This window comes from Bacillus sp. B15-48 (genome assembly GCF_016879755.1).
Lineage (GTDB): Bacteria > Bacillota > Bacilli > Bacillales > Cytobacillaceae > Mesobacillus_B.
On the sequence record NZ_WOFU01000001.1, the window covers coordinates 1,022,657 to 1,045,620 of the forward strand.

The 22,964-nt window shown below is 41.7% G+C and carries 25 protein-coding genes; 6 read left to right on the forward strand and 19 right to left on the reverse strand.

Features of this window, described 5'->3' with window-relative positions; genetic code table 11:
* Positions 1–13 precede the first annotated feature (13 nt).
* The 8 genes from GNT69_RS04640 to speE form a co-directional block, all read right to left on the reverse strand.
* Positions 14–601: an IMEF encapsulin system ferritin-like cargo protein gene (locus GNT69_RS04640; RefSeq protein ID WP_203553762.1), complete on the reverse strand. Its 588-nt coding sequence runs from the start codon at positions 599–601 to the stop codon at positions 14–16.
* A 219-nt stretch (positions 602–820) separates the two neighbouring features.
* Positions 821–1,576, reverse strand: coding sequence for an NADPH-dependent oxidoreductase (locus GNT69_RS04645; protein ID WP_203553763.1), 756 nt, complete (start codon positions 1,574–1,576; stop codon positions 821–823).
* A 149-nt stretch (positions 1,577–1,725) separates the two neighbouring features.
* Positions 1,726–2,604 carry a spermine/spermidine synthase domain-containing protein gene (locus GNT69_RS04650; protein ID WP_239094011.1) on the reverse strand — a complete coding sequence of 293 codons (879 nt, stop codon included), beginning with the start codon at positions 2,602–2,604 and terminating at the stop codon, positions 1,726–1,728.
* Between the two features lie 453 nt (positions 2,605–3,057).
* Positions 3,058–3,246, reverse strand: a complete 189-nt coding sequence (locus GNT69_RS04655) for a hypothetical protein (protein WP_203553764.1) — start codon at positions 3,244–3,246, stop codon at positions 3,058–3,060.
* Positions 3,247–3,374: 128 nt separating this feature from the next.
* Entirely contained in the window at positions 3,375–5,045 is a 1,671-nt protein-coding gene (gene argS / locus GNT69_RS04660) for an arginine--tRNA ligase (protein ID WP_203553765.1), read from the reverse strand.
* Positions 5,042–5,443: a YwiB family protein gene (locus tag GNT69_RS04665; protein WP_343206453.1), complete on the reverse strand. Its 402-nt coding sequence runs from the start codon at positions 5,441–5,443 to the stop codon at positions 5,042–5,044. The genes argS and GNT69_RS04665 overlap by 4 nt, the downstream gene beginning before the upstream one ends.
* Before the next feature lie 187 nt (positions 5,444–5,630).
* Positions 5,631–6,503 carry an agmatinase gene (gene speB / locus GNT69_RS04670; RefSeq protein WP_203553767.1) on the reverse strand — a complete coding sequence of 291 codons (873 nt, stop codon included), beginning with the start codon at positions 6,501–6,503 and terminating at the stop codon, positions 5,631–5,633.
* A 35-nt stretch (positions 6,504–6,538) separates the two neighbouring features.
* On the reverse strand, positions 6,539–7,369 hold the full coding sequence (speE, locus tag GNT69_RS04675; protein WP_203553768.1) for a spermidine synthase: 831 nt from the start codon (positions 7,367–7,369) through the stop codon (positions 6,539–6,541).
* Positions 7,370–7,624: 255 nt separating this feature from the next.
* Between speE and GNT69_RS04680 the strand changes: the two genes are divergently transcribed.
* Positions 7,625–9,691 (forward strand): transglycosylase domain-containing protein, encoded by a 2,067-nt coding sequence (locus tag GNT69_RS04680; protein ID WP_203553769.1) that lies wholly within the window; start codon positions 7,625–7,627, stop codon positions 9,689–9,691.
* Between the two features lie 462 nt (positions 9,692–10,153).
* On the opposite strand, the gene GNT69_RS04685 is transcribed toward GNT69_RS04680, so the two are convergent.
* Both GNT69_RS04685 and GNT69_RS04690 read right to left on the reverse strand, forming a co-directional pair.
* Entirely contained in the window at positions 10,154–10,675 is a 522-nt protein-coding gene (locus GNT69_RS04685; RefSeq protein ID WP_203553770.1) for a YwhD family protein, read from the reverse strand.
* Positions 10,676–10,689: 14 nt separating this feature from the next.
* The gene (locus GNT69_RS04690) at positions 10,690–11,334 is read right to left on the reverse strand and encodes a site-2 protease family protein (RefSeq protein WP_203553771.1); all 645 of its coding nucleotides are present in this window, start codon (positions 11,332–11,334) and stop codon (positions 10,690–10,692) included.
* A gap of 95 nt (positions 11,335–11,429) precedes the next feature.
* Here GNT69_RS04690 and GNT69_RS04695 point away from each other — a divergent pair, with 95 nt between their 5' ends.
* A complete protein-coding gene (locus GNT69_RS04695) occupies positions 11,430–11,636 on the forward strand; it encodes a 2-hydroxymuconate tautomerase (protein WP_343206463.1) in 207 nt (68 codons plus the stop codon).
* A 332-nt stretch (positions 11,637–11,968) separates the two neighbouring features.
* On the opposite strand, the gene GNT69_RS04700 is transcribed toward GNT69_RS04695, so the two are convergent.
* The 3 genes from GNT69_RS04700 to GNT69_RS04710 all read right to left on the reverse strand — a co-directional run bounded on the left by GNT69_RS04700 (position 11,969) and on the right by GNT69_RS04710 (position 14,124).
* A complete protein-coding gene (locus tag GNT69_RS04700) occupies positions 11,969–12,475 on the reverse strand; it encodes a YwgA family protein (RefSeq protein ID WP_203553773.1) in 507 nt (168 codons plus the stop codon).
* Positions 12,476–12,481: 6 nt separating this feature from the next.
* Entirely contained in the window at positions 12,482–13,771 is a 1,290-nt protein-coding gene (locus GNT69_RS04705) for an HD domain-containing protein (protein WP_203553774.1), read from the reverse strand.
* A 131-nt stretch (positions 13,772–13,902) separates the two neighbouring features.
* Complete coding sequence (locus GNT69_RS04710) at positions 13,903–14,124, reverse strand: YuzB family protein (protein ID WP_203553775.1); 222 nt, start codon at positions 14,122–14,124, stop codon at positions 13,903–13,905.
* Positions 14,125–14,361: 237 nt separating this feature from the next.
* On the opposite strand from GNT69_RS04710, the gene GNT69_RS26005 reads away from it, so the two are divergent.
* On the forward strand, positions 14,362–15,357 hold the full coding sequence (locus GNT69_RS26005; protein WP_481747601.1) for an RsfA family transcriptional regulator: 996 nt from the start codon (positions 14,362–14,364) through the stop codon (positions 15,355–15,357).
* 690 nt (positions 15,358–16,047) lie between these two features.
* Here GNT69_RS26005 and lipL read toward each other — a convergent pair.
* On the reverse strand, positions 16,048–16,887 hold the full coding sequence (lipL, locus tag GNT69_RS04720) for an octanoyl-[GcvH]:protein N-octanoyltransferase (protein WP_203553777.1): 840 nt from the start codon (positions 16,885–16,887) through the stop codon (positions 16,048–16,050).
* Between the two features lie 99 nt (positions 16,888–16,986).
* Between lipL and GNT69_RS04725 the strand changes: the two genes are divergently transcribed.
* Positions 16,987–17,493 (forward strand): methyltransferase family protein, encoded by a 507-nt coding sequence (locus GNT69_RS04725; RefSeq protein ID WP_203553778.1) that lies wholly within the window; start codon positions 16,987–16,989, stop codon positions 17,491–17,493.
* A 39-nt stretch (positions 17,494–17,532) separates the two neighbouring features.
* Here GNT69_RS04725 and pta read toward each other — a convergent pair whose 3' ends face one another.
* Positions 17,533–18,507 carry a phosphate acetyltransferase gene (gene pta, locus GNT69_RS04730; RefSeq protein ID WP_203553779.1) on the reverse strand — a complete coding sequence of 325 codons (975 nt, stop codon included), beginning with the start codon at positions 18,505–18,507 and terminating at the stop codon, positions 17,533–17,535.
* Between the two features lie 241 nt (positions 18,508–18,748).
* Here pta and hemQ point away from each other — a divergent pair, with 241 nt between their 5' ends.
* Both hemQ and gerQ read left to right on the forward strand, forming a co-directional pair.
* Positions 18,749–19,495 carry a hydrogen peroxide-dependent heme synthase gene (gene hemQ / locus GNT69_RS04735; protein ID WP_203553780.1) on the forward strand — a complete coding sequence of 249 codons (747 nt, stop codon included), beginning with the start codon at positions 18,749–18,751 and terminating at the stop codon, positions 19,493–19,495.
* 177 nt (positions 19,496–19,672) lie between these two features.
* Positions 19,673–20,158: a spore coat protein GerQ gene (gene gerQ / locus GNT69_RS04740; protein ID WP_239094012.1), complete on the forward strand. Its 486-nt coding sequence runs from the start codon at positions 19,673–19,675 to the stop codon at positions 20,156–20,158.
* A 49-nt stretch (positions 20,159–20,207) separates the two neighbouring features.
* Here the strand turns inward: gerQ and GNT69_RS04745 are convergent, their stop codons facing one another.
* The 4 genes from GNT69_RS04745 to GNT69_RS04760 all read right to left on the reverse strand — a co-directional run bounded on the left by GNT69_RS04745 (position 20,208) and on the right by GNT69_RS04760 (position 22,929).
* Entirely contained in the window at positions 20,208–20,579 is a 372-nt protein-coding gene (locus GNT69_RS04745) for a DUF423 domain-containing protein (RefSeq protein WP_203553781.1), read from the reverse strand.
* 27 nt (positions 20,580–20,606) lie between these two features.
* A complete protein-coding gene (locus GNT69_RS04750; protein WP_203553782.1) occupies positions 20,607–20,954 on the reverse strand; it encodes a DUF5327 family protein in 348 nt (115 codons plus the stop codon).
* A 103-nt stretch (positions 20,955–21,057) separates the two neighbouring features.
* Entirely contained in the window at positions 21,058–21,765 is a 708-nt protein-coding gene (locus tag GNT69_RS04755; RefSeq protein WP_239094013.1) for a uracil-DNA glycosylase, read from the reverse strand.
* A 144-nt stretch (positions 21,766–21,909) separates the two neighbouring features.
* Positions 21,910–22,929, reverse strand: coding sequence for a thiazole biosynthesis adenylyltransferase ThiF (locus tag GNT69_RS04760; RefSeq protein WP_203553783.1), 1,020 nt, complete (start codon positions 22,927–22,929; stop codon positions 21,910–21,912).
* Between the last annotated feature and the right edge of the window lie 35 nt (positions 22,930–22,964).

The following is a 22,964-nucleotide window of genomic DNA, read 5'->3' on the forward strand; positions in this document are numbered from 1 at the left end:
TTCTCCCTATTTCCTATGTTTGTTTCAAACTACCAACAGTTAATTTTTTTCTAAAAAAATGGTCTGACGTTGTTGAAGAATCCTTCACTTGATGGTCTGTATAGGCATCTATTTTTAAACTTGCGGCTTTTCCATCCTTTTCATCGGTCGGAATGGACATATGAAATTCTTGTCCTACTTGGAACTCTTGATTCAATCTTTCGAGAATCCCTTTCATTTGCTGATAATCATCGTAAGTTAAGTCACGTAATGATTGAATTTTCCCTTCATGCTCTGTTTCTTTGAACTGGAAAAGCGATAAATCGAGATGTTCCAAAAAATTATGTAAACCGAATTTCTCTAGGCTTATATCTTGCAAGAGATGAACAAATTCAAACTTGTTATTGGCTATATCCCTTTCATTGTTTAAAACCGCTTGAATTTTTGGCAACAGTACATCTAAGCGATCTGAACGATGTTCTTCTTCTTCGTAAATATGATGCCAATATAGACGTTCATGGTCGTCTTTGGCATTTTCAATAATTGGCGTAATAATTGCCATAAACTCCAATAATGCTTCTTTCGTTCGAGTAAAAATCGCTTCTGTCTCAGAAAATATCATTTCTCAACCCTCCCTTACTATCCATTACCCAATGTTTCCCATTATTTAAACTAAATAAACCTACTCTTCGCGCTTTTTCCCTTCACGCCGGTGGCTAAATCAGTAATCAAAAATTCAATTGAAAAATTGCATAAAAAAAAGGGCCTATTATCAGCCCCATAAATCGTGTTTTCTTTCGTTTTTAATTTGTTCCTAGCTCGACAGTAAGTTAACTCTTAATTAGTCTCTTTTAAGAAACCCTTGCTGCTTTAACGTTGAACTTGTATGTTTTTTATACGAATCGATACCTGTATCATAAAAACGAGCAACTTTCCTTGACCAGTTACTTGCATCTTCCCCTTGCGTTCTTTCAGCCATATACGATGAAACTGTCTCATCATATTCATCAATCAGCTCTTTTTGAACTTCCGCGTTATACTGTTCTTTATGAAAAGTAGCCTGAAGAGGCAACCGCGGTTTTTGCTCAGGAATCGCCCTTGGGTTACCGACAACAAGCCCTGAAACTGGGAATACATACTCCGGTAGATTCAACATCTCGATAAGAACTTGCGGATTTTTTCTTATTCCCCCAATCGGCACCGTCCCAAATCCCATTGATTCCGCAGCAACCACCGCGGTTCCGAGAGCAATTCCAACATCTGTTGATCCGACAATAACCGACTCCAAATCTTCAACAACTTGCAATGATGCACCGTTTTTTTCAGCCGCTAGCTTTGCACGATGAAAATCGAGGCAAAACAGTAGGAATACAGGTGCTTCTTCAATCCACCTTTGGTTGCCAGCCGCTTTCGCAATTGTCGCTTTCTTGTCCGAATCTCTGACTTCAATGATGCTCACCTGTTGACCATTGATCCAATTGGGTGCCGCCATCGCCGCCTCGACGATTGCTTTCACCTGCACTTCACTTACTTCTTTTTCGGAATCAAATTCCCGTACAGACCGATGATCTTTTAATCCATTTATTGTTTCATTCATAAAATCACTCCTCGTGTATACGATACCGTACAAGAAGTCCGCAATTCAAACTTTCAAACTTAAAATTGACGAGCCCCTAAGTCGTAGTTGCCCTGCTGCTACTAGCAAAAAACCTCGATATCATATCGAGGCGGAGATGCAAAAATCGGTTATAAATAGCATAAAATCGATTTTTCAATCCAATAGGTAAACACCGTATCAGGACATTGTTTTTCATACGTTTTCATTTTTAAATACATTTCAATTCCATCGGAAACATCATGCCATAAATCAGTAAACACAAAATCGTATTTGCCATGAGCCATATCCGTTTCGGCATACTTAAACGCATCTGCTTTAATGACCGTCACTTTTTGTTTATTTTTAAATTGTGGCAAAATATATTGTTGAAATAAATCGATGATTTCTTGATTGTTATCAACAATTGTAACACTTTCAACACTCTCTTTTTCCGAAACCATATACGCATAATAACCAAGTCCTAACCCAAAGGTAAGAACGTTCCCAACAGCTTGTTCAACTGGCTCTCGCATCGTTTCAATTTCATTTGGAGTAATCGTCATCCAAATTCTTTCCTTTTCTAAAATCGCCGGAAACTTAAATTCTTGTTGAAAAAAGCCGATTTGCGGAATTTGTCTCCGCTGTTTTGTTTGAATAATATCGTTACAAACAAATCCCTCATAAGCTTTAAACTTTTCATATTTTAGTTCACTATCGCCTATTTTCACTGTAGGAATGTGAATCTGCTGATAATACGGGTTATTCGCATATTCATTTACATCAAGTTTATGGATCATTTTTGTAAAATAATGATTGAAAAATTCCTTATCCTCAACATTATCCACAATATCAAGACCGAACGCAGCAGCTAATAACAAAGCAAACGCATATTCATAAGAAACGCCGCTTTCGACAAGCTCATCAACCTCCTCCTTCTCAATGAAGTCAGGGGCATCATTCAAATATTTGCTTAATAACGCAAAAACTTTATAATTATCTTGTTTTATTTCCTCAGTGATTGTCTTCATTATTTCACCTAATTCTTTGCATGTATTGTCTTTAAAAAAATCCGTTTCTATTAATCATACTAAACTTACCATTATCGCAAAATAATACTAGCTATCTTATCCATGGAATCTGTTTTTAAAAGTACTTACGAGATGTTGATTTTATGAAAATAAAAAAGGTCAAATGTCCTTCTATGAACATTTGACCGAAGAAATCCATGGACTTTTTGAGCGATAATGCTGGTAACGCGTTTTTTAATCCAAGTACTAGCATTAAAAACAACAAATTTCGTTGATATATTGCTAGTACTCGTAATAAAACACTGTAAAATATGCTTTTAATCCCAGTACTGGCATTAAAAGAAGGTCAGAAGGCCGCTTTAATCCCAGTACTAGCAATATAAATCGGCTAAAAATTGCGTTAATCCGAGTACTAGTAATAAACCAGTCCAATTATCACCGTTAATCCCTGTACTAGCAATAAACCAGTCCAATTATCACCGTTAATCCACGTACTAGCAATAAACCAGCCCAATTATCACCGTTAATCCCTGTACTACAATAAACCAGCCCAATTATCACCGTTAATCCACGTACTAGCAATAAACCAGCCCAATTATCACCGTTAATCCCTGTACTACAATAAACCAGCCCAATTATCACCGTTAATCCCTGTACTAGCAATAAACACAAGCCTAATTATGACCAATTCATCTTTTAAGTCCAAATTATCTTGCTAGTACTAGCGATAACAACACGAAACGGTTTTACCGCTAGTACTTATCCAACTATTACATTTTTTCCGGAGCTGATACCCCGATTAAATCCAAAGCATTTTGCAGCGTGATTTGGACTGATTTTATTAAACTTAAACGTGCCGCAGTGCGTTCTTTTTCCTCTAGATCTAACACCTTTTCCGCGTTGTAGAAGCTGTGGAAGGTGGATGCCAGTTCAAATATATAATTCGGCACACGATGCGGCACGCGTTTTTCCGCTGCCTCAGCAACTGCTTGCGGGAATTCGCCCAGTTTCTTCAGCAAATCGACTTCCTTTTCAGCACCAACTAGACTAAGGTCGGCACGATCAGAAACAGTGAGGCCGGCTTCTTCTGCTTGACGCAAAATGCTGCAAATCCGCGCATGCGCATATTGGGCATAATAGACCGGGTTGTCATTTGATTGCGAGACAGCCAAATCAAGGTCAAAATCCATATGTGTATCCGAACTTCTCATCGCAAAGAAGTAACGTGTCGCATCGAGGCCGACCTCATCGATTAAGTCACGCATCGTTACCGCTTTCCCCGTCCGTTTGCTCATCTTCATTTTCTCGCCATTTTTATATAAATGCACAAGCTGAATGATTTCGACTTCAAGCGTATCCTCGTCATAGCCAAGCGCCTGAATCGCCGCACGCATTCTTGGGATATAGCCATGATGGTCCGCACCCCAAATATTAATTAGCTTTTCAAATCCACGCTCAAGCTTATCTTTATGGTAAGCAATATCTGGCAGCAAATACGTGTAGGAGCCATCCTGCTTAATTAACACTCGGTCTTTGTCATCGCCAAATGGCGTTGAGCGGAACCATGTCGCCCCATCTTCATCATAAATATGGCCTTTTTCCTTTAAAACGGCGAGCGCTTCATCGATTTTTCCATTCTCGTAAAGCGACGTTTCAGAGTACCACACATCAAATCCGACGCGGAAGCTCTCTAAATCTTGCTTAAGCTTTTCCATTTCATATTTTAAGCCGTAATCACGGAACGTTTCAAAACGTTCTTTTTCATCGATTTCGACAAATTTATCGCCATGTTCTTCTACCAAGCGCTTGCCAATTCCGATAATATCGGCACCATGATAGCCATCCGCAGGCATTTCTTTTTCAACCCCAAGCGCTTGGAAGTAACGCGCTTCCACCGATAAGGCAAGATTGTTAATTTGATTGCCGGCGTCATTAATATAATATTCACGGCTGACATCATAGCCTGCTTTTGCGAGCACCTTGCAGAGCGAATCACCAACTGCAGCGCCGCGGGCATGACCGAGATGGAGATCGCCCGTCGGATTTGCTGAAACAAACTCGACTTGAACTTTCTGGCCATTGCCGATTGCCGATTCACCATAACGCTCGCCTGCTTGTAAAATCGTTGGAATTAAATCGGTTAAATAACGATTATTCATATAAAAATTAATAAATCCTGGCCCAGCGATTTCAATTTTTTCAATCGATGCTTTGCCTTTATCGAATTGCTCGACAAGCTCTTCGGCGATTTTCCGTGGCGGCTTTTTCGCAATGCGGGCAAGCTGCATCGCCATATTTGTTGCGTAATCGCCATGTGCCTTTTCCTTTGGCAGCTCAAGAACGACATCAGGGATTTGCGCTTCTTCTGCGAGACCGGCTTTTAAAACGGCCGCCTTAATTTCTTCTTTCAGTTTCGTTTGCACCTGTTCAACGACATTCATTCCTGTACCTCCTGGTCAGTCCGGTAATTAATGTTCATCTCATATGTACCTGCATGAGAACCTTGAATCGTCAAATCGTAACGGACTTTTACCCGTCCCTCGGCGATTTCGATTTGCTTCGTATCCGCTTCAGTCATGAGCAGCCCAAGCGGCGTATGATAGGTTCCCGGTGTTTTTTTATTTAAGACTAAATGAAGCCTCATATCGACGGCTCCTTTGCGAAGGATGAGCACTTCTTCGTTATTCAACTTGACGGTCGTGCGAATCGTTCCCTCAGGGATGCTCTCTTCATATTGAAGATACTTGCTCGCCCCTTTTTGATAATATTGGCCAAAAGTCACCAATTCATATACTTCCCCATCGACGGCCGTATTCACCGTTATCTTCACGGCAGACACAAGCAACACATCCTCACTGCTTTAATAACTCTATTATAATCTTCAAGTATAAATATTGTATGTAAAAATCGCAAGAACTTCCAAACGGACAACAAGTTAAGTTTGACCAAAACAGCCATTTTCATTCCAAGTTTCGCAAGCTAAATAGTAAAAGAGCTGACGCAAACGGTCAGCTCTTCCTAGATGATTATTTCACAAACCCGAGCATCATTTCACGAATCAGCTTGCTCGCGGTATTTGCTGTCTGTTCTGAATGATCATAAATTGGGGCAACTTCTACTAAATCGGCACCAACGACATTTATTTCGGAGCGAGCAATCGCATGAATCGAGGCGAGCAGCTCTTTCGAGGTAATTCCCCCGGCATCGACTGTTCCTGTACCAGGTGCATGGGCTGGGTCGAGAACATCGATGTCAATCGTCACGTATACCGGGCGTCCGGCAAGCTTCGGAAGCATCTCTTTTAACGGCTCAAGCACTTCAAATTTTGATATATGCATGCCGACCTGTTTCGCCCAGTCGAATTCTTCCTTCATCCCGGAGCGAATTCCAAAGGAAAACACATTTTCCGGACCAATATGTTCAGCAATTTTTCGAATCGGTGTCGAATGGGACAGCGGCTCCCCTTCATAATCCTCACGCAAGTCAGTATGAGCATCCATATGAATAATCGCTAAATCTTTATATTTCGCCGCGAATGCCTTCATGACCGGCCAGGAAACGAGATGCTCTCCGCCCATTCCAAGCGGAAATTTCCCTTCAGTAAGCAGCTTGCTGACAAAGTCTTCAATTAAATCAAGGCTCTTTTGCGGGTTTCCAAATGGAAGCGGGATGTCTCCGGCATCAAAATACTTTAGTTCGTGCAATTCGCGATCAAGATACGGACTGTACTCCTCAAGTCCGACTGACACTTCACGAATTCTTGCCGGGCCAAACCGCGAGCCTGGACGGTAGCTCACCGTCCAGTCCATCGGCATCCCGTAAAGGACCACATTACTTTCATTAAAATCGGCGTTCGTACCGATAAATACATTGCCAGAATACGCTTCATCAAAACGCATACATTTCCCCTCCTCAACAAAACCATCTCATTTATTTATAAAAGTAAATCTTGAACAAACTTCGGCAGCACGAAACATGCTTTATGCAGCTCTTTCGTGTAATACTTCGTGTCTATTTCATGGAAGCGCTCATCACTTACTGCCAACGGGTCATATTTTTTTGAACCGATTGTAAACGCCCAAAGGCCACTAGGATACGTAGGGATATTAGCGACATACAGACGGGTAATCGGGAAAATCTCTTTTACGTCTTTTTGTACATTGCGAATCAAATCGGCTTTAAACCACGGATTGTCCGACTGCGCCACGAACAGGCCATCTTCCTTTAACGCTTTCGCAATCCCCGCATAAAATCCTTTCGTAAATAAATTCACTGCTGGACCAACAGGCTCCGTGGAATCGACCAAAATGACGTCATACGCATTTTCGCTTTCGGCAATATGCATGAAGCCATCGCCTACTTGGACATCGACACGCGGGTCGTCTAACTTCCCGGCAATTTCCGGTAAAAATTTCTTTGAATACTCAATCACTTTGCCGTCAATATCAACTAGGGTCGCCTTTTCCACTTGCGGATGCTTTAATACTTCGCGAATGACCCCGCCATCGCCGCCACCGACAACTAGCACATTTTTCGGGTTTGTATGGGTAAATAACGGAACATGTGCGACCATTTCATGATAAACGAATTCATCTTTAACAGACGTCATCACCATTCCGTCAAGCAAAAGCATTCTGCCCCACTCTTCGGTGTCGACCATCTCTAGCTGTTGAAAATCTGTTTTTTCTGTATGTAACGTCCGATTCACTTTCATCGTAATGCCAAAGCTATCCGTTTGTTTTTCGGTAAACCACAGACCACCCATACGGTTCATTCCTTTCGACATAAATTAGTCATCGTATGAATTTATGTTTCCCTAAGTTGTCTGTTAAAAACATAGAAACAACAGAAAAAGTATAGTTCAATCTCCTGAAAATGCAAGATTTTTTTATGATTGTTTGTTGTTTTTATAGATATTAATGTTTAAATCTTAAAAAATCATTTCATAATGGTTAATAGGCTTTTTAAAAATTATTACAGATTATACTTTGCTTTTTAAAAAAAAGGGGGGATGTTTGCGATGGAAATCATGACAGATCAGCGGTTTAGAAAAACATTGAAGGTTTTCCGAGCACTCCTTTTCATTGGGATGATTGTCACGGCCTTATTTTTACTTTGTTATTTTTCGGTGATTGGATATGCGAAACTGCTCGGCCCACCGCAACTTTCTGTCCCACAGTCAACGATTATTATGTCGGCCGACGGAACCGTTATTGGGGAAAGTCATAATGGTCAAAAACGGTATTGGGTGCCACTAAAAGATATTTCTCCGCATCTCGTTAAAGCGACGATTTCAATTGAAGACCGTCAATTTTACGCCCATCATGGCTTTGATTTTAAACGGATTGCTGGAGCCGCAATTGCTGATATAAAAGCGATGGCAAAGGTACAAGGAGCAAGCACGATTACCCAGCAATATGCCCGAAATCTATATCTTGAACACGATAAAACGTGGAAGCGAAAGCTGACGGAAGCTTTTTATACGATTCGCCTGGAAATGAATTATTCAAAAAATGAAATTCTTGAAGGCTATTTAAATACGATTTATTACGGAAATGGCGCCTATGGTGTGCAAGCGGCCAGCCAGTTCTATTTTGGAAAAGATGCGAAAGAGCTATCGCTTGCAGAAGCCGCGATGCTTGCGGGGATTCCGAAAGGACCAAGTCTTTACTCGCCATTGGCGAATGAGGAAAAGGCAGAAAATCGCCAAGCTACAATTCTAACAGCGATGACGACGAAAGGCTATATTGATGAGGAAGAAGCAGCAAGGGCTACGCGCGAGCGATTGCGTTATGTCGGCAAGCATCCATCAGGAGAACTTGGTCACGCTCCGTATTTTCTCGACGCCGTTCAAAACGAGCTTAAATACGAGTTAAATCTCGATGAACGGACGATTGCCCTTGGTGGATTAAAGATCATCACGACGCTCAATTTAGAGCAGCAAAAAATCGCTGAGGAAATCATTGCCAACACGATTGCCGACGACTCAGAAATTCAAACGGCCTTTGTAGCGATGAATCCTGAGAATGGCCATGTGACTGCGATGATTGGCGGAAGAAATTATCAGGAAAGCCCGTTTAACCGTGCCATTCAAGCTGTACGTCAGCCCGGTTCAACCATTAAGCCACTCTTATATTATGCTGCGCTTGAACATGGGTTTACCCCATCGACGACGATGAAAAGTGAGCTGACGACATTTCGCTTTGATGACGGGATCTCTGAGTATACACCGCATAATTTTAATAATAAATATGCAAACGATGAAATTACGATGGCGCAGGCGTTGGCCTTATCCGATAATGTTTACGCTGTGAAAACGCATTTATTCCTCGGCGAGAGAACGCTCGTTGAGACGGCAAAAATCTTTGGCTTAACGACGAAAATGACGCAAGTTCCATCGCTCGCTCTCGGTACATCTGGGGTTAGAGTCGTTGAATTAACTTCCGCCTACAGCATGCTTGCCAATGGTGGGAAATGGGTTGAGCCGGTCTTTATTGAGCGCGTCGAAAATCATAATGGCGAGGTCATTTATGAGCATGAGGAAAAAGAAAGACAAGTTTTGCAGCCAGAGCTTGCTTCCGTCATGAGCCATATGATGACCGGCATGTTCGATCCGAAACTTAACGGCTATTCTGCGGTTACAGGGATTACGATGGCCGATGAGCTGAGCCGTCCATATGCAGGAAAATCAGGATCAACGAATACGGACAGCTGGATGATTGGCTATACCCCGCAACTTGTCGCGTCTGTCTGGACTGGCTATGATAAAGGGAAAACGATCAGTCTTACCACCGAAAAAGTGTATAGCAAAGATATCTGGTTTGATTTTATGGAAACATCGCTTCAAGACGAACCTGTGGAATCATTTGCTGCACCCGACGGCACCGTGGGTGTTTATGTGAATCCCGATAACGGAAAACTCGCGACTGAAAGCTGTCCAGTCCAGCGCCTCACCTACTTCAAAGCAGGAACTGAGCCACTGGAATACTGTATCGAGCACCTCGATGACGACGAAGCGCCTAAAGAGGAAAAGCATGAACAACGACAGGAAAAGAAACCATGGTATAAACGAATCTTTGGAAGGTAAAAAAGCGCAAGCGCCTTGCTCAGGGGCGACAAGCATAAGGCAAGCCGACGAGAAGGTTGCTCTTTAACCTTCACGGCGGATTGACTTATGACCTCGAGCCCCTAGGCGCTGGAGCTAGTCAGTTCTAACTTCTGAAATTTATACTTTCTTTTCTAGTAAAAAACCGCGAGCCAAACGGCTTCGCGGTTTTTTACGTCCTAGTCTGACGTGTGTCCATGTCGTTTTTAGTTTACATTTTCTCCAACTTGAAGGCAAGTATTTTTTAGGATAATTATCCCAATAAAGCGAAACTTCCATCAGAGGGGATTTTCTTCATCCCCCTCTGATCTAATGGTTAGTCACGCGGAGCCTGATTGATAATTCTTTCGGGCTGAAGCCCAAAGAAAAATCTTATCTCGCCAATCGGGCATTTACCCAACTTATCCTTTATTGGTCCTCAAAGCAAAGTCTTGAAGTAGGGAATTACTGCCCGTTAATCTGCGATAAACCCTTCTTCAACTGTTCCGGCGAACGCCCCCACATACCCGCATCATGGCCTTCCAGGTAGGTCGCTAAAATTTGCTTCGACTTGTCATCCATATGGTCAACGATGATGTGACGTTTGATTGATTTATCAAGACGATTGACATGTTCTGGCAATGATTTATAACCGCGGCGAATTTCGCGGTTCACCGTCATTTCACATGCGGTTACCCCTGCATAGTATGGCCCTTCTTCGCTGCGGTCAATCGTTACCCACACAAGCCAATATAACTTTGCATCTGGTACTTCTTCACGATTCGGCAAAAACTTAATACCTTTTTCAACGACACTACGCGCATGCAATGCACCAATGTCTACTTCAGCCTCTCCTGCTTCCACATCAACAATTACTGGAGAGACATTATCCAAACTTAAGCTTCCTTTGCCAAACCCTTTATGTCCATCGAGCGGGTCTGTTTTTATAATGTTAAAACCAATGTTTTTCTTCTTTTTTTCTTCCATAAAAAGAGATCCTCCTATCGAAGCAATTGTATAAAAAATTCATTTAACCCACCTAATACAAACGGAATCACCGTATGGAAAATCGGTGCAATCGTATAAGAACTAAGTGGCGTAATTACAAGAATAAGAAAAATTATGATGCCGTATTTTTCATACTGTGTAAGCCGGGCGCGAACATCAGCAGGAGCCAAATCCTCAATAATCCGATAGCCATCAAGCGGCGGAACTGGCAATAAGTTGAAAATAAATAACACCATATTCAACCAAATAAAAACATTGAAAAACTCAAGGATTGTTGGTGTTACCCCTACCCCAAATGCAAGCATTCCGTACAAGATGATATAGCCGAGAATGACAAGCAAAAAGTTGCTTAATGGTCCTGCAACCGAAACAAGGATACCAGCAAACCGCGGATTTTTAAAGAAAAAGCGATTGACCGGTACAGGTCTTGCCCAGCCAAACCCAGCAATAAAAATGAGAATCGTCCCGAATGGATCGAGATGCTTGAGCGGATTGAGCGTTAACCTTCCTTGCCTTGCTGCCGTATGATCGCCAAATTTATAGGCGACAAACGCATGTGCAAATTCATGGAGCGTGAAAGCAATAATTAACGTAATCGCCACATAAATAAATTGGTCGAATGAATAGGCAAGCCCCACTTTTTTGTCCCCTTTTGATCTTATTGATAACAGTATACCTTATTCTTTTATGACTTGCACATTTCCTTCAAATATGGAAAACTCAAGAAAGAGCGATTTTAAGGAGGGATACACCCATGCCATATGTAACAGTAAAAATGCTGCCAGGACGCAGCGACGATCAAAAGAAAGCACTCGTTGAGAAAGTAACCGATGCGGTTGCTGAAACAACTGGTGCCCCGAAAGAAAATGTTGTCGTGTTCATTGAAGAAATGAGCAAGGATCACTACGGAGTTGGCGGAAAACGTCTCAGCGATCAATAATGCAAGGAAGGTTAACCGGGTGCCAGCAGCGCACCCTTTTTTATGGTTTTTTGTTCGATTCCGTCATTTGCTCTACGGCTTGCCCCGTTTTTGTTCGTCCCTATACGGTTTATCCAGTTTTTTGTTCGATCCTCTACGGTTTTCCCCAATTTTTGTTCGTCCTACCCATCTACTCTACAGTTCCATCCATATACTCTACGGTTTTACCCATATACTCTACGTAATGACCACCTTACTCTACGGTTTCAGCCGTTTACTCTACAAAAACACCACTTTACTCTACAAAAGACAGATTTTACCAACCACCAGCGAGAAGAAAGCCAGACAATCTCTCATTGTCTGGCACCTGTTTTTAACTTTCCAATATATAAAAAGGCATTTTCCAATTCTTCATCACTGTACTTTTGGCTTTTCTTCACAGTCCGCACTTTCTCAATGACCTCATCCTTTGAAAGAGTATCAAAAAAGAGTATCGTTGAAACAAGCTCAAGGAATCTAGCATTCTGCGTATTAATATTCATTAAACAATCGTGAAGCTGCGGCATCTCCACTTGATTCATACTTAGAAACTCCTCGCCCGCTTCCGTCAGTGTATAGCGATACTGATAATAGCCGCCCTTTTTTTCCCTCACTTCATTCAAAAAACCCATATTGCACAGCTCTTCGACCCTTAGCGTCAGCTCCTCAGAATACGGTCCATAAAAATGAAACTGAAACCTTTCCTGAAAAGGAAAATTCATCTTCTTCGCAATATAAATCATTTTCTGCAGCTTTTTCCGTCCAATCACTTCACCGGAAAGGGCAATTGCTTGGATGATTTTTGCATGATCTTTTAACAAAACGAGTCAACTCCTGTTTTTCGATTCAAGAAGCTCTAAAATTTCTTTATTGCCTCCCACTAGGTCTGCTGGGTAATATAATTTATGATCTGTTCGACGTTTCCCAGAAATCGCATCGACAATATCAGATTCCCGTGACAGTTCGCGAAGCTCGTCGCTCCCCATTAATAAATGAATAGGTAATCGCTCCTCTTCCTCACCGGGACGATAAAAATCATAGGGCAAATCAGAAGATGAATCGACGACGAGATAATATTCAGGGTTTATTCCTGCTTTAGTAAATAATTGTGAAAGCGTGGCAAGTTTTTTATATTCCTTTGCAGGATCAAATTCGACATATTTAAAAAGATTGCGATTGAGGAAGCGAGCGCATAGATCTCTTAAAATCTCATCCTCTTCTTCCTGCCAAATTTGAAAATAATAAAGGACTGTTCCTTCATCCAATTTTATATAATCATTTAACGTCACACGCTCACTAAAAAATGAATAAAAATGTGCTGGCATATGTTTAAAAGAATAGCGTTGCTCATAAAGCTCTTTCGCCCGGTGAAGAATTTTCGTCAAAATGACTTCCGCACTCCTTGTCACCGGATGAAAATACACTTGCCAATACATTTGATATCGACTCATAATATAGTCTTCCACCGCATGCATGCCGCTTTGCTTAAACACAACTTGGTCTTCACGCGGCCGCATCACGCGTAAAATCCGCTCCATATCAAAATGACCGTAGCTAACACCTGTATAATACGCATCTCGCTGCAAATAATCCATGCGATCGGCATCAATTTGGCTTGAAATGAGGCTGACGACGAGTTTGTTTTCATACGTCTTATCGATCACCTCAGCAACCTTTTTCGGGAAATCAGCTCCAACTCGTGACAGCACCTGATTCACTTCTGTATCACCAAGGATAATCGCCTTCGTAAAATCTTCATGATCCAGTTCAAATACTTTTTCAAAGGAATGGGAAAATGGGCCGTGACCTAAATCATGCAAAAGCGCCGCACAAAGACTTAATAGTCGTTCCTCTTGATCCCACTCTGCTCGTCCAATAAAAACGGTATCAACAATTCTGCGCACAATTTCATAGACACCTAACGAGTGATTGAATCGACTATGTTCCGCACCGTGAAAAGTCAAAAATGTCGTGCCTAGTTGCTTAATTCGCCGCAACCTTTGGAATTCCTTCGTTCCAATTAAGTCCCAAATCACGCGATCCCTTACATGGATATAGCGGTGAACAGGGTCTTTAAACACTTTTTCTTCATGCAATTTCTCAGCCGAATAGTCCATTCTTTCCCTTCTTCCTCATTAACATATCCCTATTATAGAATGTTTCCCGCGACAAATCATCCCATCTTTCAGCAAAACTGTTTTTTTTCATATTCATAGTAAAAAAATAAAAGTCACCTATTTAAGATGACTTATTTTAATTTCTTATCGATTTTTTCCATTAACTCATCCTCAGTTAATGCCGCAACCGGACGATTATTTACGAACGCAAACGTCTTTTTTCGCCCTGGACCGCAATAAGATTGACAGCCTATCTCTATTTTCGCATCAGGATCTTTTTCCTTTAAACGAGGAATAAGTGTCTTTAAGTTTACGGCCTGACAATCGTCGCAAACACGAAATTCGTTTGCCATTGTTGACAACCCTTTCTATAGTAAAATGAATCTTCCATTCTGTCCGTTACCAAACACTAAAGGGTATTTTACAGCTTATCCATAACGAATGCAAGTTCACAGTTTGCTCCACTTTATGCCGATCACACCAACTAAAAACGACTTCCTACTATAAAAAAGGGAAAAATCTACTATCCTTTCAATCAGGAATGTATAAACCTTGTAAAAATCGGACATCCTAAAACTAGATTTTACTTAATTTGTCAAGGATTTTTTAAGGGAGTTGAAAAAAAAGTGAAAACTCGTCAGGACGCATGGACAGAAGAAAATGATTTATTGCTAGCTGAAACTGTATTGAGACATGTTAGAGAAGGCAGTACGCAGTTGAATGCTTTTGAAGAGGTAGGTGACAAGCTCGATCGAACATCAGCCGCTTGTGGCTTCAGATGGAACGCAGTTGTTCGCCATCGTTATGAAAAGGCATTGCAGCTCGCGAAAAAGCAGCGAAAGCAACGCCAAAGAATTCTTGGAAAAGACCAAGGTGGAAAGAAGAAGCTTCTCTATTCGCCACCTGTTCCATCACTAGATGAACTTGGTATTCAACAGACGGAAATGTCTGCTGAACTCACGTTAGACACACTGCAAATGCAGGATACTTATGGTTTAGATGGGATACAACAATTACAAGAATCGATGCTTTTACAAGATTCAGAAGGTAGCGAATCAGAATCATCAGAACAGGAAACGATAGATACTACATCATATGAACAGGAAACAAACGATACTACATCACCGGAAACCGAAGAAACAGAAAATCAGGAAACGGCCACATCACATCAGCCGTCCGTTCAACAACCACCGATTCCATCACAGACTCGACAACCTGTGGTTCCAACACGGACTCAACAACCTGTTGTTCCACCACTGACTCAACAACCAATTGGTGGCATAACGCTCGGTCACGTGATTGCATATTTACAAAACATGAATAACACGAATTTCCACGCCGACATTTACAAGAGCGAGAATGAGAGATTAATGCGTGAAATCGTCGGCTTAAGAAAAGAAAATGATGAATTAAAAGCGAAGATTAAGAAACTTGAAGAAAATGCCAATACGATGCAAGAAGATTACGAGACGCTGATGAAAATCATGAACCGTGCACGCAAGCTCGTCCTCTTCGATGAAGAAGAAGAGCGCCCAACAAAATTTAAAATGGACCGAAACGGAAACCTCGAAAAAGTCGCAGAGTAACCCAAAAGCGGAAGCGCCTTGCTCAGGGGCGACTAGCATAAGACGAGCCGACGAGAAGGTTGCCCTTTAACCTTCACGGCGGATTGGCTTATGACCTCGAGCCCCTAGGCGCTGGAGCTGGACGAAACTAAAGCGGAAGCGCCTTGCCCAGGGGCGACTAACCAGTGTTAGTTTAAATAAGCGGAGGTTTTCCGTCTAAACTGCAGAATAGAGCTCGGTTCGGGGGAAATAAGCGGAGATTTTCCGCTTAAGCAAAGCAAAATGGTCCATTTTCATGTTTTTCGATGAAATAGGCGGAATCTTTCCGTCTATTTCATCTATTTTTCTTGCTATTTCCTCAATAAGAGGAAACTCTCCGTTTATTTATAAGACCAAACTGAATCCCTCTTCTGGGTTCGTGAGGATTCGCTCTTTAATGGTTGTGGTAGAGCATCGCTTTCAAAACCTTAGTTTGTTTTGTAGATGGATAAATTTCCTGCCGATTCTTGGAGATTTGGAAATCACTTAACCGGGTGCTTATCTTAGTATAAAAAATGCTTGGAGCATAATAATGTCTCCAAGCATTTTTCTTTGCTGATTTACTTGCCAAATTGCTTTTTCATTCTAGTGTGAATAACTATACTAAAAGCAATGTTGATTCGGATGTTGTTGTACTTCAAAACCGAACCCGTTCCCTTTACATGGCCTGTTTTACTTGTTTAGAAATTTCTCATTTCGCTCAATGATTCGCTCATAATAGCGATGAAAAACCTCGAACTCTTCCGGCATTAGCTGTCCCGACAAAATTTCCTCACTAGAATGATTCAAGTAAGTTAGCAAGCGTAACTGCACATCCTGCACAGTCAACGGTTGGCCTAGCAGTTCTGATAAAGAAGCCATTACTTCGGGCTTCACCTCTGGATATACAAGCTTCGTTGCCATCCCTTGTTTGCTGCGCTCATAAAATTGCTGAATGGTTTCCGCACGTTTACTGCCGCTGCCAGTCACACAAAGATAGATTTGAACCGCCACGCCTTTTTTTAGGCGGCGCTGAGAAATTCCAGCAAACTTCTTGCCGTTAATACTTAAATCATAACTACCAGGACAATAAGATCCGATGATTTCACGCGCTTCAATTTCCATTTTAAAATCAGCAAATAATTGCTGAATTAAAAACCACATCGCATCATAGCCACGGTTAATATCGATTCCCTGATCCCTTTCTGGCAAGATGAGTGAAAGATTAAGCACACCCTCATCAAGAACGACCGCTAATCCGCCAGAATTGCGGACAATATATTGATAGCCTTGCGCTTCTAAAAACTCAATCCCTTCCTCTAAAAAAGGAAGTTTTGTATCTTGAATTCCCAGTACAATTGTATCGTGATGGACCCAAGACCTTGCCACTGCAGACGATTTTCCTGAACCAACCGACTCACATAGCGTATCATCGGTCGCAAATGATTGCAGCGCGTGAAATTGGGGCCCTAATGCCGACTGATCGATCCAACGCCAGCGATCATGCTGTAATAATCTCCGCGCCTCTTCCATAGTAACTCTCCTTTAAACCGACTTTGATTGAAATATTATACCATACCACTGATGGTTAATTCCGCTATAATTGAATCAACATTGGGAGGTGTGTTCTTGATGAAAAAACAGAAACAATCATCGCTATTATCCCATCTGATTTCGGTCTTGATTTTACCATTCAATGTAACTATCATTATTCCGGCACTGTTATTATTCTTCTTCCAACAGAAGCTTGGCGCCGTACTTATCGCATTAGGGGCGATTTTTATCCTATCAGGGCTTCTGCTCGTAGTGATTACTGTTAAACATTTTGCCACCAGAGGAAAGGGAACGTTAGCGCCGTGGGATCCCCCGAAAAAATTGGTCGTCAGTGGTCCATACCAATATAGCCGCAACCCAATGATTAGCGGGGTCGCATGCATCTTACTTGGGGAAGCAATTGCGTTTGGCTCGTTGCCAATTCTGTTATGGTTTATTCTTTTTATAACCGTTAACTATCTGTATTTTATCTTTGGTGAAGAGCCTCGCCTCACGAAGAGGTTTGGGGAAGATTATCTACAATATAAAAAACATGTACCAAGATTATTTCCACGACGAACCCCTTGGAGGCCAGCTGACAAATAAAAAAGCACACCACTAAAACAAGTGATGTACTAATTTTGGTTAGGATAAAGCCTGCACTGCTGTGATTATTGATAGTTTATATACATCATCATCGCTGCAGCCGCGGGACAGATCGTTAACCGGGCGATTTAAGCCTTGAAGAATTGGCCCAACAGCATCAAAGTTACCAAGTCTTTGGGCAATTTTATAGCCAATATTTCCTGCCTCTAAGCTTGGGAAGACAAAGACATTGGCGTCGCCCTTAATAACTGAACCTGGTGCTTTCTTTTCAGCAACAGATGGAACAAAGGCTGCATCAAATTGGAACTCGCCATCAAGCACAAGCTGTGGAGCACGTTTTTGCGCTTCTTTGACCGCTGCCGTTACCTTTTCTGTTTCCGGTGAAACCGCAGAGCCTTTCGTAGAGAAGCTTAACATCGCCACGCGCGGCTCAATATCAAACATTTCTGCCGTTTTTGCGCTTTCAATCGCGATTTCCGCAAGATCATTACTGTCAGGAGCAATATTGATTGCACAGTCAGCAAACACATATTTTTCCTCGTCACGAACCATAATGAAGACACCAGACGTTTTGCTCACTCCTGCTTTCGTCTTAATGATTTGCAACGCCGGTCTCACCGTATCCGCAGTAGAGTGAGCCGCACCACTCACAAGTCCATCCGCACGATTCGTATGAACGAGCATCGTTCCAAAGTAGTTTTCATCCAATAAAATTTGGCGAGCCTGCTCTTCTGTCGCTTTTCCTTTCCGTCTTTCTACAAAGGAAGCAACGAGCTCGTCCATGTTTTCATATGTATGTGGATCATAAATTTCAACAGAACCTAGTGTTACTCCTAACTCACTTGCCTTCGCTTGGATTTCATCTTGATTGCCGACTAAAATCGGAACGAGCACTCTATCTTCAGCCAGTTTTCCAGCCGCTTTTAAAATTCTTTCATCCAATCCTTCTGGAAGAACGATGCGCTTATTTTTGCCACTTAACTTTTCTTTTAAGCCAGTAAATAAATCACTCATTTATTAATAATCCTCCTTTATCTACTACTTCCTTAGCATACTTTACCAATGGGGAAATTCAAGATTATTCCCTTAATCGACAAGAAGTCTTTAATTTTAGAATTTTAAAAATGGCGTTCTAGCCTTTTTTACTATTTGCTAATTATTATAAATCTATCCAAAGTGTTAAATAAAGGATGAATGGGGAAACTATGGTATAGTAATAGTTGATGTAAATTCATGACATATAGGAGTGAGATTAATGGTTGAAGCAGCACAAACACTAGATGGCTGGTATTGTTTACATGATTTCCGTACAATCGACTGGACGACTTGGAAAATGACACCTAGCGACGAGCGTCAAGCAGCTATTCAAGAGTTTTTAGGACTTGTTGAAAAATGGAATGGCGCACAAAATGAAGATAACGGCAGTCACGCTCTCTACACAATCGTCGGTCAGAAAGCCGATTTTATGATGATGTTTCTACGTCCAACAATGGAAGAACTAAATGAAATCGAAACTGAATTCAACAAATCAAAGCTGGCTGAATACACAGTTCCGGCTCATTCATATGTTTCTGTCGTTGAGTTAAGCAATTATTTAGGTGACGGCGAAGACCCTTATCAAAACCCACAAATTCGTGCGCGCCTGTACCCTAAACTTCCAAAAGCTAGCCATATTTGCTTCTATCCGATGGACAAGCGTCGCCAAGGAAATGATAACTGGTACATGCTTCCGATGGAAGACCGCAAAAAGCTTATGTACAGCCACGGCATGATTGGTCGCCAATATGCTGGCAAGGTGAAACAAATCATCACTGGGTCTGTCGGTTTTGATGATTATGAGTGGGGCGTTACTTTATTTGCCGATGATGTGCTCCAATTTAAAAAGCTCGTTTATGAAATGCGTTTTGATGAAGTGAGCGCACGTTATGGAGAGTTCGGTTCTTTCTTCGTCGGAAATCTATTAAACGAAGAACGCGTTGCCTCTTTCTTACAAGTGAATTAAAAGATGAAGCTGTCTCATTTCAAATATGAGGCAGCTTTTTTTAGTAAAAACCTTTCAGATCCTCGTGCATGTACATACTTTTTGTCATAAAATCTCCATTCCCTCATAAAGTTGAAATAGTTAGACTTCCTTAGATTGTCTTTTTAAGTCTTTTATTATCTTTTAGGAGGGAAAAGGATGAGTCAAAACAATCACCCATATTATAATTACCACATGCAGCCACAGGCCTATACACCTTTTGCAGCACAGCCGCAAACTGGTCCACAGCATGCTTATCCATACACAAAACCTGCAGGACAGATGCCAATGACAGGAGCCTTCCCCCCTGCTGGCGTTGCTCCTTCCATGGCTGGCACAGGGGTCCAAGTTCCGGGCATGCTGCCAATCGAGGCTTCCTATATTGAAAACATTTTGCGTTTAAACAAAGGAAAGCTTGCGACGGTTTATATGAGCTTTGAGGGAAGCCAAGAATGGAATTCAAAGATTTTCAAAGGAATTATTGAAGCTGCTGGAAGGGACCATTTAATCCTTAGTGATCCGCAAACAGGGATGCGTTATTTATTGTTAATGGTCTATCTCGATTATGTTACTTTTGATGAAGAGATTGAGTATGATTATCCGTTCGGTATGGGGGTTCCATTAGCAGCTTACCCGCCTCGTTAATTGTCAAAAGAAAAGAGCCCTGCTTTTATGAAGCAGAGCTCTTTTCTATTTACATAAAGCGAACGGCAGCAATGATTAATAATACCCAGGCGATCAGGAAAGATACACCGCCGAGTGGAGTAATTGCCCCTAAAATACTGATTTTCGTTAATGTTAAAACATATAAGCTTCCCGAAAAAAGGATGATACCAATTACCATTAGCCAACCAGACCAAGTTAATAACGAATTTGCTGGCAAATGTCCTAACAGCACACCAATGATTAACAGTCCAACAGCGTGAAACATTTGATAAGTTACCCCTGTTTGCCATGTTTCCAAATACTTTTGTTCAACTTTCCCCTCGAGACCATGCGCACCGAATGCTCCTAGCGCTACAGATAGGAATGCATTCACTGCGCCAATGATAATAAATAACTTCATCGTCGCCTCTCCCCCTTAAACAATTTGTTAAAACTCAAATAATGAATCCCCATTTGCTCCATCGTCCATTTCCAGCTTCTTTCCTTGATTAGGTGATTGGGCCGGTATTTGTGTTTGCATTAGTATTGGTATTTGCGATTGACGTGGTATTTGGGCTTGACCTAGTAATTGGGTTTGACGTGGGACTTCTCTGCTTATATCAAACCCATGATTCTGTTTGCTGTCGCTGTTGGAAACGGGTTCATCTAAAACCAATTCACACAGCGTTTTTAATGCATGTATTTTCTCTCTAATTGCTGCATTGGATTTTGCATGTTTTGCTGCTTGCAGCTCGGCATCCATTTTTGTTAATAGTTTTTGAATCGGAATGTCCACGGGATCACCACTCTTCAATTGATGTCTTATTTTACGATTTCATTTTACATTAGTTGACGGGATTTTACATCTTGATTGCCTTGTTCCACAAAAATATCACCGTTTATTTGACATGTTCCACGTGGAACATGTCGAATTCATCAATCTGCCAATCAATCTCTTTCTCTCCATTTCCGCGAAGAATAGCATTGATTTGCGAAAATGGTTTACTCCCGAAAAAGCCGCGATTCGCCGATAATGGACTTGGATGAGCGGAAGTAAGCACAATATGTTTTTCTTGGTTGATTTGTTTCAATTTTACTTGTGCGGGCTTTCCCCATAGAAGAAAGATAACAGGTTTTTCACGTTCATTGAGGAGGGAGATGATTCTATCTGTGAATTCTTCCCAGCCTTGCCCTTTATGCGAATGCGCGGCTCCCTCTCTAACAGTCAACACGGTATTTAACAGCAAAACACCTTGATCAGCCCATTTTTTCAAGTAACCATGTGTCGGGATTTCACAGCCGAGATCCTCATGTAATTCTTTGAAAATATTTCTTAATGATGGTGGAATCTTCACACCTTGTTTCACAGAAAAACTTAATCCATGGGCTTGATGCGGGCCGTGGTACGGGTCTTGACCGAGCAAAACTACTTTTACATCGTGATAATCTGTAAAATTTAACGCATTAAAAATAGCTTCCTTTTCTGGATAGATCGTTTTTGTCCGATATTCTTCCTTGAGGAAGTTTTCTAGTTTTATGTAATACGATTTTGTGAATTCCTCTTTTAATCGTTCTTTCCAATGATTTTTCAATTGCACAGGGATCATTCTTTTTACCTCCATTAACAAAAACGCTTTTCACTAAAATCAGTCACACTAGTCCTTCCCCACCGCACACCAGGCACCAAATACAAATAAAAAAGCCAACGGAAAAGTCCATCCACCGATGCCACCTTTCAGTCAGCCTTTCAACTATCCTAACAACCGATTATACAAGCTTTTTGCATGGGTCATATCCTTTGTGCCATGGATTAGGGCACGGCCGTCTTGGAAAAGGACGAAGCGGTTTTCTTCCATTTCCGCTGAGAGGAGATACGGATTTCCTTTTACATCATAGCCGAGTGCTTTTAGCTTTGCGGCCATCTCTTGTAAGTTTACCTCCTCGCTATGAGGCGGTCGAATTTGCACCGTATCCCTGCCGCACAGCACGGTCGTTTTCGTCATATTTTCTGCATTCAAATACGGATACTCACGATGATCGCCGCAAGACAAACAGCTTGGGTCTTTCGCACGCGACATTTTCATGCTTGAATATTGATTGCGCCATAAGTCAAAACTAACGAAACCGGTTCGCACGGCCTCCCAATCCTCAACAAGAATTTTTAAAGCTTCAGCTGTTTGGTGAGCGATGACCATTTGCACAGTTGGGCCGATAATTCCAGCCGTATCACAGGTCATTCCTTGAATCGGAATCGTCTTTAACAAACAGTTCAAACATGGCGTTTTTCCTGGGATAACAGTAAAGCTCATTCCAAAGCTGGCAACGCAGGCACCGTAAATCCACGGAATTTCATATTTTTGCGAAATATCATTGATCGCCATCCGCGTTTCGAAATTATCCGTTGAATCGATGATTAGATCAACATTATGAACAAGTTCGGCCAACTTTTCCGGGGTCGCATCGCCAATGAAAGACGAAATCTCCACCTCGGAATTAATCGCCTTCAGCCTGCTTGCTGCTGCAGCTGCCTTTGGAAGCTTTTCAGCGACATCTTCTTCCGTATAAAGCTGTTGACGCTGTAAGTTGCTTGCTTCAACATAATCGCGGTCGACAATTGTTAGCTTGCCAACCCCTGCTCTTGTCAAAATCTCAGAATTGCCTGACCCTAATGCTCCGGCACCAATAATTAGAACATGCTTGCTACGAATTTTTTCTTGTCCAGGCTTGCCGATTGGAGGAAAAAGCGTCTGGCGTGAGTATCTATTCGACATATATGTGTTCCTCCCAGTTAAAAAGTCTTCCTTTT